Annotated in this window: 12 protein-coding genes; 9 read left to right on the forward strand and 3 right to left on the reverse strand. The window is 55.5% G+C overall.

The genetic code is table 11. The features are described from left to right. Window positions 1–13: 13 nt before the first annotated feature. Window positions 14–991 (forward strand): aldo/keto reductase, encoded by a 978-nt coding sequence (locus VSR72_RS42100; RefSeq protein ID WP_342958091.1) that lies wholly within the window; start codon window positions 14–16, stop codon window positions 989–991. Window positions 992–1,376: 385 nt separating this feature from the next. Continuing rightward, window positions 1,377–1,562, forward strand: a complete 186-nt coding sequence (locus tag VSR72_RS42105) for a hypothetical protein (protein WP_342958092.1) — start codon at window positions 1,377–1,379, stop codon at window positions 1,560–1,562. A 368-nt stretch (window positions 1,563–1,930) separates the two neighbouring features. Here VSR72_RS42105 and VSR72_RS42110 read toward each other — a convergent pair whose 3' ends face one another. From VSR72_RS42110 to VSR72_RS42120, 3 genes are all read right to left on the reverse strand, one after another. After that, complete coding sequence (locus VSR72_RS42110; RefSeq protein WP_342958093.1) at window positions 1,931–3,286, reverse strand: NAD(P)-dependent oxidoreductase; 1,356 nt, start codon at window positions 3,284–3,286, stop codon at window positions 1,931–1,933. A 717-nt stretch (window positions 3,287–4,003) separates the two neighbouring features. After that, complete coding sequence (locus VSR72_RS42115) at window positions 4,004–4,864, reverse strand: fumarylacetoacetate hydrolase family protein (RefSeq protein ID WP_342958094.1); 861 nt, start codon at window positions 4,862–4,864, stop codon at window positions 4,004–4,006. A 38-nt stretch (window positions 4,865–4,902) separates the two neighbouring features. Further along, window positions 4,903–5,742, reverse strand: a complete 840-nt coding sequence (locus VSR72_RS42120; RefSeq protein WP_342958095.1) for a hypothetical protein — start codon at window positions 5,740–5,742, stop codon at window positions 4,903–4,905. A 241-nt stretch (window positions 5,743–5,983) separates the two neighbouring features. Here VSR72_RS42120 and VSR72_RS42125 point away from each other — a divergent pair, with 241 nt between their 5' ends. The 7 genes from VSR72_RS42125 to VSR72_RS42155 form a co-directional block, all read left to right on the forward strand. Further along, window positions 5,984–6,784 carry an aldolase/citrate lyase family protein gene (locus VSR72_RS42125; RefSeq protein ID WP_342958096.1) on the forward strand — a complete coding sequence of 267 codons (801 nt, stop codon included), beginning with the start codon at window positions 5,984–5,986 and terminating at the stop codon, window positions 6,782–6,784. A 490-nt stretch (window positions 6,785–7,274) separates the two neighbouring features. Further along, a complete protein-coding gene (locus tag VSR72_RS42130; RefSeq protein WP_342958097.1) occupies window positions 7,275–7,565 on the forward strand; it encodes a DUF1330 domain-containing protein in 291 nt (96 codons plus the stop codon). Window positions 7,566–7,810: 245 nt separating this feature from the next. Beyond that, entirely contained in the window at window positions 7,811–9,232 is a 1,422-nt protein-coding gene (locus VSR72_RS42135) for an aldehyde dehydrogenase family protein (protein WP_342958098.1), read from the forward strand. A gap of 178 nt (window positions 9,233–9,410) precedes the next feature. Further along, on the forward strand, window positions 9,411–11,570 hold the full coding sequence (locus VSR72_RS42140; RefSeq protein ID WP_342958099.1) for a cytochrome P450: 2,160 nt from the start codon (window positions 9,411–9,413) through the stop codon (window positions 11,568–11,570). Window positions 11,571–12,048: 478 nt separating this feature from the next. Further along, entirely contained in the window at window positions 12,049–13,404 is a 1,356-nt protein-coding gene (locus VSR72_RS42145) for an MFS transporter (RefSeq protein ID WP_342958100.1), read from the forward strand. A gap of 363 nt (window positions 13,405–13,767) precedes the next feature. Beyond that, window positions 13,768–14,790, forward strand: coding sequence for a zinc-binding dehydrogenase (locus tag VSR72_RS42150; RefSeq protein ID WP_342958101.1), 1,023 nt, complete (start codon window positions 13,768–13,770; stop codon window positions 14,788–14,790). Between the two features lie 109 nt (window positions 14,791–14,899). Continuing rightward, window positions 14,900–15,389: aldehyde dehydrogenase family protein (locus VSR72_RS42155; RefSeq protein WP_342958102.1), on the forward strand; the 490-nt coding region annotated here is incomplete at its 3' end.

Below are 15,389 nucleotides of genomic sequence, written 5' to 3' on the forward strand. Positions count from 1 at the left end.
TAGGAGAAATTGAATGAAGAAGCGAGTCTTGGGAAAAAATGGTTTGGAAGTGTCCGAATTGGGCTTCGGCTGCATGGGCCTTTCCTTCGGTTATGGCGCACCGACTGACGAACGCGAGGCGATCAAGCTAATCCGGTCAGCGCATGATATGGGCGTGACCTTCTTCGATACGGCGGAAGCCTATGGTGCTATCAACGAGGAACTACTGGGGAAAGCACTTGCTCCAGTCCGCGATGAGGTGGTTTTTGCCACGAAGTTTGGATGGAAGGATGGCGACGCACGAACAGGCGAATTGGACAGTCGCCCCGAGCGGATCAAGCTTGTCGCCGAGCAGTCGTTGAAACGCTTGAAGACGGATCGTATCGACCTGTTCTATCAACATCGCGTCGATCTCGACGTGCCAATTGAGGAAGTGGCTGGCGCGGTTAAGGATCTGATTGCAGAGGGCAAGGTCAAGCATTTTGGCATGTCGGAAGCCGGCGCCCAGACAATTCGCCGCGCACATGCCGTACTACCCGTGACCGCGTTGCAAAGCGAGTATTCGCTGTTCACCCGCGAACCCGAAGTGGAAATCCTGCCGACGCTGGAAGAATTGGGTATTGGGTTCGTTCCGTTTAGCCCGCTGGGCAAGGGCATCTTGACCGGGGCGGTTGATACAGGCACGACTTTCACGGACGGCGATATTCGCCGCACGCTTCCACGATTCCAAGGTGAAGCGCGCGAGGCCAACCTGCAACTCGTCGTTGCGATTGGAGCGATCGCCACACGTAAGGGTGCAACGTCTGCGCAGGTTGCACTTGCTTGGCTACTGGCACAAAAACCGTGGATTGTGCCAATTCCAGGTACGACCAAACTCCATCGACTCGAGGAAAACGTAGGGGCTGTCGATGTGGAAATCACTGCCGACGAGATCAACGAACTGAATGCCATCTTTTCGAAAGTTCAGGGCAATCGCTACACCGAGCAGAGCTTGAAGCTTGTCGGACGTTGATCCGATTTTGCTGAAAGGTCGGAGGAGCATGGGGAGATTGATCAGTGGAGCTTCGTCATCTGCGTAGTTTGGGGTATCCATATTTGCATGGTTGATGCCGGCGTACTTGGTTGTATGCACCGGTTGCGCACTGTAGCTGTGCGTAGTCCGGCGGACGCATTTCGACCCCGCGCGGCCATCGCTGTCCACTAAGGGTGTCCGACCGTTTGCATGCCGTAATGGCGACCAACGAAGATTGGCTGATGCCCCATGGCCCGCTGCATTCAGGCTTGTCCCATTGGACTTAGCTCCTCTCACCGTCATTCTTGATGTTCGGGGGAGCGAATTGCGCGAACCCAGTCGGGACGTCACGGCGGGCGCTGTTCCATTTTCGCCAGAGCTTTTGATGGAAAAGATCGAGATGGTCAGGCGCTCCGCCGGAGATATGGAGAATTATTTTCTGGAGCTGGTGGCCTCCCGGCTGCCGCTCTCGATTGCCAGAGAAAAACTCGAGCATCTCTGGGACGCAGTCAATTCGGCCGTATCAAGTGTGATTTCGAGCCTGGAAGGCTATGGATACAAACGCACGTAGGGTGTGTACGAATCGCACTACAGAGCAGGTACACATCTTGATCGCTCGCGAGTTACGTCGCAGGCCTGACCAAGGAACTGGCGGAGGAACTCGGCGCACAGTTCTTGCGGGCACTACGCGCAGCACTCGGTTGACCCGTCCAGCCTAGCTATTTCGAGGGCACGTCCCGCGGGTGTTCACGGCTTTACAACAGGCACGCTAAAGCGTGAAGGCTGCAGCTATGGGTTTCCCGGGTCACTCTCTCGGATGCCGTCCCGCCATCGCTATTTTCGACCTTTGCGGCGTTGTGCCACCAAGAGGGGCGAAGGGGCGGGGGGACGCCCCGCCCTAAAACCCAGTCCCTACGTGTACTTTATCAAAACCTAGAATCAGTGGTAAACGGCAGAGTTTACGTCCGCCGCTGCAAAATAAAAGTCCCGTAGGCAGATCGATGTTTGATTGGCTCCACCGAGATTAGACGCATGTAACCAGATGGAGCGAACGGCATTCACAATCGACAGAGGCGCACCCAAGCGAATTGCGAGGGAGCACGCTTGGTTGAGATCTCGGAGAGCAACCTTTAAGTCCATTGGCTCTACATCTCGTCCGGCGGCGAGTGCCGGCAGAAGCGATCGAGAACTTTCGCTCCAGCCTGAGCTTTTGTTCACGACATTAGAGATCGCCTGCATTGGAAGTCCATACTTGAGCCCGACCACGGCGCATTCGTACGTGATGTGCAGGCAGAGAGCCATAATCGCGGATTCAAGCATTTCTTCGACGCGCCGTTGTTCGGGACCACTCAGGTGCAACGATGAGTCGTCAATCGCCTCGCTCGCCTTCGACGGCGACACATCGACAGGGGGACTCAGACGCGTGCCCGCAAGTCTCTCGATAACTCCCACCATATCCTCGAGTTTGGCGTTTGCACCCAGCGCATTCGCGCCAATCTGGAGCAGTCCTCGTACAATACTCGTGACGTACATGGGCGCACCGATCGATGTGCCCAGCGACACAGCCTGGTTGATGTCCTTCAACATCAGCGCTAAGGCAAAATTCGTCGAAGTCTTACCTTCGGCGAGCGCGGGGAGCATCTTGTCTGTGGTCTGATTCCGCGCCATACCTCGATTGAGGAAGGTGGCCATATCTGCGAGAGAGAGGCCTGCTTTGCGTCCAAGTACAGCAACTTCGAGCGTTCCAAGTCGAGTTGTCGCGTTCATTGCGTTGTTCACAATCTTCATGGCTTGGCCATCTCCAACGCGAGTACCGCATCGGTAGATTGTTTCCGTAATGATGCTCAACACAGGCTTCGCCCGTTCAAAACACTGGTCGGGTCCACCGACCATCAGGGTCGCACCGCCCAATGGCACAATATGCGGGCTTGCTGAGACGGCTGCATCGATCATGGCAACGTCGCACTTCGCCAGTTCATTAGCGATTTGTCTCGTTTCTTCGGGCACGCCGCTAGTTTGGTCGACCACGAGAGACCCAGGTGACAAGCCGGCGGCAAGGCCGTTGTCGCCAAACACCATGTTTCTAACATCGGAACTCCGGGGCAAGCATACGAAAACGGTGTCGCAATGTTGGGCAAGCTCAAATGCAGAGGTTGCGACGCGCACCCCAGATTCCTGAGCGAATGCAGCACGCGAATGGGCGCTGATATCCCACACCCAAAGTTCCGCATTGCCGATGAAGCGGCGGGCAAGTTGACTTCCCAATGCGCCGAGGCCAACGTATCCAATTTTCATCAATTTATACCTCTATCGAATCGAGTGAATGCAAAGAAACTGAAGAATCGCACCAACAACTGGTGACTCGGGGTCACCCGAAACGATTGAGATCGTCCGGAAGAGCGGTTGTTGCCGGTTTTGTTCGCTGCTATAGATCTTGATGCGAACATACTCCGCGAATTGTCATTCGAAATAGAATCCACGCTATGCGGACGCAAATGCTTTCCTACTGGCTAGTTACTAGTCACCTCAGAGTTCGTCTTAATGTCCCCCAGAATGTGAGCTAGGCATCAAAGGGAACTGCTTGCGAAACGCGATAACACGGAGACGATCGCTATGTTCCAATTGGGCGCGGTGCTCGCCATCGTCCTTCTCGAATTCCAGCCCATGACACTACTTTGCGGGATCAACGACTCCGTGAAGTTGATCGACCCACTTTCGGGTCCTTGGGGGACACTTTCTGACTCGACGAGCAACGGAGACGCCAAAGGAAATCGTACAAGTTCGACCAATGCAGGTTCAAAAGAGTCCAAAAGAGGCCACGGTCAGGGCGAGTAGGGCACAAAGCCTCCTGTGCTATGTCTAAATTCTTGCTGATGCGACGGTCGACGCTAGGCCTTCGTTCTAACAGGGCGGCGGCTGTGCAATGCTCCGCTATATGGGTCAACCGGCTCCACTTAGCGATCCTGTCGCAAGGTGGAGCCGGCTACCCATTTTGGCATCGAAGTTCAACGGTTACACGAAGCGGTTCGTGAGCGTTCCGAGACCGCTGATTGAAATCTTTACCTCGTCGCCTGCTGTGAGGAAGCGAGGCGGATTAAAGCCAATGCCAACGCCCGCAGGAGTGCCAGTAGCGATGACGTCACCAGGTTCCAAAGCAAGGCCAGCAGAAATCGTCGCAATAAGCGTCGGAATTGAGAAAATCAAATCTCGCGTATTGGCATTTTGACGCAGTTCGCCGTTGACCCAGCATTTAACGTCAAGCCCGTCCGACGTGATCTCGTCGGCAGTCGTGATCCAAGGACCCATCGGACAGAACGTGTCGAGCGACTTCCCCAGGAACCACTGCTTGTGGTGTCGCTGACGGTCTCGAGCCGTCACATCGTTGATGATTGTGTAACCGAAAACATGGTCGAGCGCATTTTCAGCTTTAATGTCCCGACCGGCCTTTCCGATGATGACTGCAAGCTCGGCCTCGTAATCTACTGACTGTGTTACGTGCGAATGCAGATGGACGTCGTCGCCAGTACCCACGATGGTTGAAGGAGGCTTGCTGAAAACTGCGGGATATTCATCGATTTCCGCGCCCTTGATGGCACCAGCCTCGTAACCGCTGCTCGCAAACTCTTTTGCGTGTTCACGGTAGTTTTTGCCAACGCAAAAGACGTTCCGTCGAGGAACGATGGGTGCCAACAGTTGCACTTCTTCAAGGGGGATTTCTTCACCGTCGGCGGGAACGCACTTCAGTTCCGCCGCATTAACAATCAACTGAACCATGTCTTGAACCGCCGGGCCCAGTGGCCGAACGACCGACTTTTGCAGATCAACAAGTCCGATCTGCTCACTTGAGCCCAGCAAAAAGCGCGCGAACCGCATATTAGTTATCCTCGGATAATATGATTGAAAATCAAAAACTAGAACTTGGGCAAGACGATCCGAAGAAATTCAGTCTGCTCAAGCGCAGACATCTTGACCGGTCCTTCGTTTTCTTTGAATTCGAATGCAGATTGCGGACCGTACTCTTTATTATCTACGGACACGCGACCGTTAATCAGATACATCAATTCAATTGAGTCTTGCATGCCAGCAGAAAAATCTGAATTGGCTTCAATTTTTGAAAATCCGATTTTTGTGTTTCTTTCAGTGAAGGTGCCCACCCATTTAGAGAAGACGCCAGGTTCCAAATCAGGAAGCCACTCATAGCTTTCAGGGTTCATCAATACCAGATCTTGATATCGAGGCTTCGCGTATTCCAGCTTCTTGCCCGTGACTTCTTCGTAGCAGGCCTCGAAACCATCCTGATTGTGCTTTGTATTGTTTTCGTCGAAGAATGTGAAAACGCCGTCTTTGAATTCGCCCTTTGCCTTCAGGACTTCGTTCGCCGCCTCTCGACGTTCGACACTGATATACCCATTTCCGCTGGCACCGCCGAATTGGCAGACGACCATCTCGAGGCCTTCGGGGCGGTCCTGTGGACCATAGTAGACACTTTCCGGGAAATATCCGATCCATCCTTCCGGGAGCGACTTGTCCTTGGCGTAAGGAAATGCTCCTTTGATGACGTAGCGGATTTGATCGAAGTTGTGGCGATGGCGCGGCGCCTGCCAGCCGCCAGCGCCGGTCCGACCCGTATTAAGCACGTAGTTGTTAGGCGTGTCGTCGTCCCCGGTCAACAGGAACTTCTGCGTTAAAACGCCTTCGCGCATGTTCCCGACGTTTCCCGTTCCTACCTTGGCCGCTTCGGCTACTTTCACTGTTGTGCTCCTCTGTTGGTTCATTGGGGCGAGAGACATCCTCGCTGCTTACGGTCAGTCTAAATTTCACCTACTTCTTTAACCAGATTAGGGTGGCATCCGATATAACTGGAGGTTATTGGATAAAAGTCAGCGCTTGACCGGGCACTGTCGGTTGATGATCATATTATCGAAGCAGCGCGGATTGATTGCTTTCTCGGCGATTTATCGTGATGCGACTCTATAAGAGGAGCTTTAATCGATGGGCGACATTGCCACGGGTTTGGTCAATAATTCCGTAAAAGATAAGCTAAAGGAAAACGAACTAGTACTTTCAATGACGGTTCGACTCGTGCGAACCGCAGAGATTGCACTCATTGCCAAGACGGCTGGCTTCGATTCGCTATATGTCGATCTTGAGCACAGTAGCTTTTCGATCGAAACAACTTCACAAATCTGCATTGCCGCATTGGGGCAGGGTATTACGCCATTCGTGCGTGTCCCTAGCGTCGCACCGGACTACATTTCGCGGGTTTTGGATGGCGGAGCACTTGGTGTTATCGCACCCCACATCCAGTCGGCAGAAGAGGCTATGGCCGTTGTCGAAGCTGCCAAGTATCCGCCGCTGGGAACACGCTCCTTTACAGGCGGGTTGCCGCACATCGGCTTTCGGAGCGTGTCGACCGAGCACCTTTTCGAGGCAATGAATGCTGCGACGATGGTAACAGTCATGATCGAGACTGCCGAGGCGCTCGAGAATGTCGACGCGATTGCCGCAGTTGAGGGTGTGGACATGCTTTTCGTCGGCGCAAATGATTTGTGCGCGTCATTGGGAATAGTCGGACAGTTGCAACACGACCAGCTCAAGGATGCCTTTGCACGATGCCAGGCGGCTTGTGACAAGCATGGGAAACGACTGGGCGTTGGTGGCTTGAGCGGAAGTCCGGAAGTTCTCAGAGAACTCATTCGGCGCGGAGCGCGCTTTATCTCGACAGGTACAGATCTTTCATTTTTGCTAAGTGCCGCTGGAGAGAAGGCTCAACGTTCACGGGCGCTGTCCTAGTCTAAAGGCGAGCGCTTGAAGTCCAATGCAGAGTTAGAAGTCTTCAATTTCCGGCTTGTTGAGTTGTCCGCCACTCCTTGAAGATCAGGCGGGGCGGTTGAATCTCGCTGTGGCAACTGACGCAGCAGCCTAACCAAACAGGCTGCGAGTCAAGGGCAATGAAGGAGTAGTCCATGGGTAGCGCTGAGAAATCGCTGCGTTTGATGGTCGAGCACTGGCTCGCCCCGGAGTGTTCAGCGCAAATTCATGTTACTCGGTTCAAAAGCAGACACTCTACGTGTGAACGCTATGTGTGCGTCGAGACACTTACCGCGACAGGGTTGGTCGCAATGTTCTTCTTTCGTCATCAAGATGGCGCGTGGCGTATCTTTCCGCCCAACCAGGAGCGGCCCACGATGCGGATCGCCTAGATTTGGACGATTGCTTAATTCACCGCACTAGCGGGATTTTAACCTTCAGTGTGAAACGACACTGTGAAATCGAGGGTGTTATGTCGAAAGCCTATTGGATTGCTGCTTATCGAGCTGTGAAGAACGCTGATGCGCTTGCAGCTTACGGCAAACTCGCCGGACCGGCCATTCAGAGCGGTGGCGGCCGCTTTCTTGCACGCGGCGTGCCGCAGCAAGTGTATGAGCAAGGCTTGCAGGAACGCACGATCGTGATCGAGTTTGACAGCTTGGAGCAAGCAATTGCCACACACGATGGGGCTGCATATCAAGCAGCGCTTGAAGCACTAGGCGATGGCGCCGATCGAGACATCCGGATCGTCGAGGGAAGCTGAACCGTCGACAAACCTAACATTCGGGTCTATCGCCGGCGGTGCACGTCGTGCGGTCCGGGTCACACGCGTTCGTTATCCGAGCTCGGTGCGTGATGCCGGCGCACCCGAGCGGGGTTTGACGGCGCTATGAGTGTTTGGTCGTTTTCTACGTGACTCGCGGAGAAACCCCCAAAGGTGCGGTTAGGCAGGGCGGAAGCCAAACCTGTCTCTGGCAGGCAAGCGGTGGCTATGATTGGAGAAGAAAATTGAGGTCGTACGACAATATCTATATTGATGGAAAGTGGATTCCGCCCGCAGGCAACGAAAAGTGGAAGTTAATCAATCCAGCCACTGAAGAGCCCTTCGCGACCGTTGCCTTGGGCGGCGTCGAAGATGTGAACCGGGCGGTTGCGGCTGCTCGCGCCGCGTTCCCATCGTTCAGCGCGACGTCCAAAACTGAGCGGATTGCGCTGCTCGAACGGATCATTGAGCAGTTTTACTTGCGAGAAGATGAACTCTCGGCAGCGGTAACCGAGGAACTCGGGACGCCCGTCAGTCAGAAGATTCACACTACAGCCGCGCTTGCTTCGTTCAAACAGGCAGTCTCAACACTCCGCCGGTACGAATTCGAAACGCGGCTTGACGGTAACATCGTTCGCCGTGAACCGATTGGTGTTTGCGCACTGATCACGGCGTGGAACTGGCCCGTGCAGCTGATTGCGACGAAGTTGGCCTATGCGCTTGCCGCAGGATGCACGACGATCCTGAAGCCAAGTGAGTTCACGCCCGTCACGGCGCTACTTCTCGCAGAAATTCTCCACGATGCCGGAGTACCGAAAGGCGTGTTCAACCTGGTCAACGGTAATGGCCCGATTGTAGGGAACGCTCTGAGTAAGCATATGGACGTCGACCTCGTGTCTTTCACAGGATCGACTCGTGCTGGTGTGCTCGTCGCCGAGGCGGCCGCCCCTTCGGTCAAGCGAGTATGCCAAGAGTTGGGCGGCAAATCGGCCAACATAATTCTGGACGATGCTGATCTGCGAGCTGCCGCGCAATGGAATGTGGGGCGTGCTTTCTCCAACTCAGGTCAGTCGTGTCATGCGCCTACTCGCGTCTTGGTTCATGAGCGTCAACTGGATGAGCTTCTCGAATTGCTGCAGGAAGAGGCACACAAAGTGAGGGTCGGAGATCCGCTTGACCCGTCCTCGACGATGGGGCCGGTTGTGAATGCGGCCCAATTCGACCGGAACCAAATGTATATCGAGTTGGGCATTAGTGAGGGCGCTCGCGTGATTGCAGGCGGCTTGGGCCGACCCGAGGGTCTCGATCGTGGATACTTCGTCAGACCTACGATCTTCGCGAACGTAGAGCCAACGATGCGAATCGCACAAGAGGAGATTTTCGGGCCGGTGCTGGCAGTCATCTCGTACGCGAACGAAGAGGAGGCTCTCCAGATTGCCAATAGCACGGCGTACGGGTTGGGTGGCTATGTGTTTAGCACAAGCCGCGAGCGTGGACGCGCAGTCGGAGCTCAGATCCGCGCGGGGCGAGTCTTCCTCAATGGTGTTCCGAGCAACCCTGCTGCGCCAATGGGCGGCTATAAGAGATCGGGGAACGGTCGTGAAATGGGCGTCTTCGGTCTCGAAGAATATCTCGAAGTGAAGGCCATGATCGGCTTCGAAGACTAGCCGGCGCCAACAGTCGCTACTGGTTCGCGTTCCATGACCCGCTTTCACATGCTTGAATAGCGGACGGATTCAAGGAACGCATATTCTTCAACTGCGTACACACGGGAATTTATGTTCCCGAGAATTCAAGTAATGATCTTTCGCGTATGTCGCTGAAGATTTGCTGAAGGAGAAAGAGATGTCGTCGAAACCAACACCCGATTGGGATCCCCTTGACCCCGCAAATCACGGCGATCCAACAGAAATCCATGCACATCTTCGTGAAAAATGCCCGGTGGCATGGAGTGACAGATTTGGTGGCTTTTATGCGCTGACGCGCTATGAAGATGTCACAAGGGCGGCGCAAGACTTTCAAACGTTTACAAGCGCTCAGAAGACGCCTATTCCCGAGGCCACCGGCCCTGATAGGCCACCGCGAGCTCCTGCAGAAGTCGACCCTCCGATTCACGGTGATTTCCGCGACTTACTGAACCGGTTTTTTACCCCGGATCGTATTCGTCTGTTGGAGCCGGTCATTCGCCGAGCTGCGAGGGACCTACTTGGTCGCTGCATCGCTCGCGGTGAGACCGACGTCGTCGAGGCATTTACGTTCTTCATGCCGATACAGGTGCAGTGCATCTTTCTCGGCATTTCGGTCGAAGACGCTCATACCATCAAAACGATCGTGAACAGAGTCATCGACGCAGGTGCTGCTGGCGACTCGGCCACCCATAAGGAGGCTAACGATGAGATCTACGCGTACATTGACGGTGTGGTCAATGCTCGACGCAAGGCGCCCTACGATGCTAACGATGTGATCAGTTCGCTATTGAATGAAACCGTTGGCGGTCGCAGACTCTCGCATGAAGACGTCACTGGGACCATTAGGCTTTTTCTTCAGGCCGGTCATGGTACGACAACAAATGCCCTGGGTAGCATCATCCGCCATCTCGGATCCAATCCAGGAGATCAAAAGCGCCTCAGGGATGAGCCGAAGCTAATTTCACAGGCGATTGAGGAAATACTCCGTGCGTGGACGCCTGTGCGCCTTGTTGGACGCAGAACGACATGCCCCGTCGAAATCGAAGGGACGCTGATCCCCAAGGGGGCGAGGGTCGGTTTGATGGTTTCGGCGGCCAATCGCGACGCTTCCAAGTTTGCTGACCCGGATACGATCGACTTCGACCGTAAGCCCAACCCGCATATTGCATTTGGTTCTGGCATTCACCGATGCATTGGTGCGTCACTGGCTCGCGCGCAGCTTCGTATTGCTGTAGAAGAACTATTGTCGATGACGGACGACTTCATTGTTACTGGTGAGCCCGAGTTCAGTACTTGGTCCCATCTTGGGCCATCTAAACTTCCAGTCAAATTCATCGCGCGTTCCGTCGATTCAGCCGCTATCAGCGTGCGTTCCGGGCATAAAGAGTTGGCTCTCACGATCGCGTCGATTCGCCCGTTGGCTGAGCGCATCATCGAACTTAATCTGTGTCCCCCCAAAGGGACCGTGTTACCCGAGTGGACGCCCGGTGCTCATATCGACCTTGTGCTTCCCGGTGACATTGTCCGCTCCTATTCGTTGACTGGGCCTATTGCCGATCGGGCAAGTTGGCGGATTGCCGTTCTCCATGAGGTGGCTGGACGAGGCGGCTCGGACATCGTCCATCGATTGCGCGAGGGTGAATCTGTACGTGTTCGTTGGCCGCTGAACAACTTCGAGATGAAACCAGCCACACGGTATCACTTCTTTGCTAGCGGAATTGGTATCACTCCGATCCTGCCTATGATCGAAGCCGCGCGTGCGCAAGGTGCATCATGGCGGCTGGATTACGTGGGGCGAAGCCGCGATACCCTCGCGCATGTCGATCGAGTTCGGCCGTTCAGCGAGGCGCGCGTTTACTTCACGTCGGAGACGGGGAGGCCCGATCTCGCGAAACTGGTTGAGGAGAGCGGTGACGCAGAAATTTATGCATGTGGTTCGCAGGGATTTCTCCTCGACCTCGAATCGGCGGCGACAGCAGCTGGTCGGTCGTTTCACACCGAATGGTTCGCACCGAAGCCCGGGGCGCGTCAAGCCGCTGAAGGGGCACTCGAGACGTTCACGGTGAGACTCGAACGCTCAAATGTCGAAGTGACGGTCCTTCCTGGGCAGTCGATCATCGACGCATGCGCAGAGGTTGGGGTCGTGATTCCTTCATCTTGTTTCGAGGGGACCTGCGGATCATGCCTTTCGAATGTGGTGGAAGGCGTTCCAGACCATCGTGATTCGTTCCTTCTCCCGAACGAGCGCGCATGCAACAAACTTATTGCGCCTTGTGTCTCAAAATCGATGACGGAACGTCTGGTGCTGGACGTGTAAGGTGCGCGCCGACTAGCGAGGTCAGTCGGATTGGTATAGATGGATCCTTGGTCCCGCTGCGCCGCGGGCCAAGGGACTGGAAACACACTGGCTTCAATGTGAATGGCGCCAACGTCTATGAATCTGCCGCCCGTACGACGAAGCAGCCACGATCAACCGGTGTGGATCGCCAGCTCCGCCCGGCGTGGTACTTGCTTCGACGGAATCCAAATGTTTACCCGAGTACTTTTGGACTAGCCGCGGGCTAAGTAGCGGCCATCGCGCTTGCGAAATCTGACTAGGGGGCACGTTCGAGCGAACGAAGTCGGATTCTGTGACGTATGCGCGTGGCATAGTAACCAAGGCTTAGGTAGTTAAAGTTCACATTGTTGATGAAAAGGGAATTCATTGACAAAACAATGATTATGAAAGGCGCTGTGACATTTATATTCGGAGACTTCGGAGTTTAACTATGAATTCTGTAAACGCAGGCGCCAGAATGGACCGTTTGCCGATCGGAGCCTTCCATCGGCGTGTGCTTTGGCTTGTCAGTATGGGCGTCTTCTTCGATTCGTTCGACAATACATTGTCTGGCTCTGTACTGGCAGCGCTGCTCAAGACTGGCTGGTCCACGCTCGAGCTGAATTCGCTGTTCATGTCCGTCACATTCGCTGGCCTCACCTTTGGCGCCGCAGCTGCTGGGTGGCTGAGCGATCGGCTTGGCCGGCGATTCGCTTACCAGTTCAATCTGTTGATCTTTGGCTGCCTCGCAGTGGTTTCCGCGTTTGCGCCGTCCATGCAGTGGCTCATTGCATTGCGGGCGGTGATGGCCGTCGGCATGGGGGCTGAATATGTCATGGGCTTTGGCTTGATCACGGAGTTCATACCGCCGGAGCAGCGCGGCCGGTATCAGGCATGGTTCGGACTGTTCGCCGGGGTAGGTGTGTTCGTCACCTCGCTCGTCAGCCTGGCAGTAGTGCCAAAATTTGGCTGGCGTCCCATGTTCTTTATCGGTGGTATCGGTACCCTCTGGGTTTGGTGGGAGCGACGCAAGCTGCCGGAATCGCCGCGTTGGCTGGAACGGATTGGCCGGGGCAAGGAGGCAGAAGCGATCCTGAAGCGCATCGAGGAAGAGGCCAGCCTTGCAGGCAAGCTACCGCCTTTCGTTGCCGCTCTTCAAACGCAACCTCGGTGGGTCCCATTTAGCGTGCTTTTTTCCCGCCCCGTGATCCGACGCACGCTGCTGGCAATCGTGATGATGGTCGTTGGCTTGTTCGGTTCCTACACGCTCACGGGCTGGATGCCGACCTTTTTCGTCAAGCAAGGTATGAGCGTCACACGCTCGCTGGGTTTTAACGCTGCGATGATGGGTGGGTGGATTGCTGGCCCGCTACTTTGCGCCTTTCTCGCTGATCGTATCGGCCGCCGTTGGGGCCTGGTGATGTTCGGCGTGTTGTGCGCAACCTTTGGCGCTGCCTATCCCTTCCTGTCCACGGACATCGTCATCATGATAGGTGGTTTCTTGCTTGTTTCGATGGTTGCGTCCTTTTTGATTTTGGCTTCCGCGTTCAACCCCGAACTGTTTCCGACCGAGTATCGCTTTCGCGGCGGTGGTTTGGCGCAAGCGATAGGTCGAGCGGCGTTGATTGTGTCGCCCGCGATTGTGCTGGCGCTGTTCGACGGATACGGAATCGGCGGTGTTATTGGAGCGCTTTCTGGCGCCTATCTACTGGTGGCGTTGTTGATGGCGGTAGCCGGCATCGAAACTAACCGCCGGTCACTTGAAGCTGTGGAGCCTAACGTATTGCCGGACTCCGTGCCCGACGCGATGCCGAGCCCTGTTCGAAACAAATAGGCTGAGTTTTGTTCACAAGCGCAGCCTGTAACACGCTCCGGCAGGAGCAGTCGTGCCTGCCGGAGCGCTCTTCCCGCCTACCGTGGCTAAACACAGCTCGACCCGCGCGAAGAGAACTCAATATGTCCGTGCCAACAGGTGAGCCCGTCTCTGATTCCACTGGGCGGACGGACGTCTCTGTGTTCTGACGGCCGGATTGCTCAAGCTGAGTTGTTTCCCGCCGAGTGCAGGTTCCGTGAAGCGCGCTTTGCGCAGACAGCAGGCCGTATCGGCCCGATCGGCGGTCCTTTCTAAACGTTGAAACGCATTCGGCGTACATAGCGCCCAGTTTCAGTCTTGACGTTTCGTAGCAGGGAGAATTCCATGCAAGGAATTGCGTTTCGTGGCGACTGCAAGGTCGAACTGGTTGACGTTCCAGACCCGACGCCAGGCGTCGGTGAGGTCATCATTGAGGTCAAGGCGTCGGGCATGTGCGGCAGTGACCTCCATTTTTATCGACGCGCGAGTAACCCGGAGTCGCCAATCATTATCGGTGGACATGAGCCTTGCGGGATCGTGGCAGCTGTTGGTCCCGGAGTTCAGAGTCCGCATGCCCGCATCGGCAGTCGGGTGATGGTGCATCACTATCGAGGATGCGCGGGGTGTGAAGATTGCCGATCCGGTTGGCCGCAAATGTGCCAAACCGTGCCGGTGACCGTATTCGGAACGGATGCCCACGGCGGCCATGCACCGTACATGAAAGTTCCAGCGGACACGCTTGTGCCGCTTCATGAGCAGCTTAGCTTCGCAGCTGGAGCTGCGATCTCGTGCGGCACCGGTACAGCATGGGGCGCATTTGAACGAATGTGCATAACCGGACGGGACACTATCGCTGTGTTCGGGCAGGGACCGCTCGGACTTTCGGCAACCCTCCTCGCCAAGGCACAGGGCGCGGAAGTGATTGCTCTGGACATTGACGAAAGTCGTCGAGCCAAAGCGAAGCAGCTTGGTGCGGATTATGTCATCAACCCCCTTGAAGGTAACGCACCGGATCGTATTCGTGCGCTCACTAGAGGGCGGGGTGCGACGATGGCGCTGGAGACCGCAGGTGCTGCATCCGCTGGGGTCGATGCACTTAGTTGCGTCCGACCTTGGGGAACGGTTTGTCTGGTCGGCATTGGAGCGGAGATCAGCCTCTCCGTGGGCAAGATGCTGCGTCGGCAACTTAACGTCATGACCTCTTGGACCATGTCCATTCAGGCGCAGCAGGCTTGCGCCAATTTTATCGTCGATCGAAATCTTGACGTCGATGCCTTGTTCACCAGTGAGTGGAAGCTAAATCAAGCCGCGCTCGCGTACGAAACGTTCAATCGTCAGTCCGGCGGCAAGGGCGTGTTCACATTCTGAACTCGGAGCGACAGGAAGCGAAGCCGCAGGAGAGATTGGTCGTCTTGGAAAGGCCGTCCAGTGCTCTCCTATGTCGGCTTGACATGGTTGGCTAATGGAGGATGAAAGTATGAGTGGTCACAATTCCCTTTCACAACTCAGCGCCGCGGCAATGCGATTTCTCTCGCAAGGTCAGCATGGGTTGTTGATTGATGGTCAAACTGTTCCCGCTGTGTCCGGGCAATTGCTCGAGATCAGAGATCCATCTACTGGTGTGGGTTGCGGCCATTTGGCGGCCGGCGGCGAGGAAGACATTGACCGCGCTGTTCGCGCGGCGCGCCTGGCATTCGAGGGCCCGTGGAGCTCTTGGACTCCGTACGAGCGACAAGCATTGCTGTATCGCGTGCATGAGGTTATCGACCGCAACTTCAGCGAGCTTGCAGAAATTGAATCCGTGGACATGGGGGCGCCCATTTCGCGAACGCGTGCGACCAAGGCGGCGGTTCTCAAGATGATTCTGTTCTTCGCTTCGCAGAGCAGCAACATCGCCGGTGAAACATTGCAGAACGGGCTGCCTGGAGAGGTTGCCACAATGACGCTCAAGGCTCCGGTGGGGGTGG

This window comes from Paraburkholderia sp. JHI869, assembly GCF_038900775.1.
Lineage (GTDB): Bacteria > Pseudomonadota > Gammaproteobacteria > Burkholderiales > Burkholderiaceae > Paraburkholderia.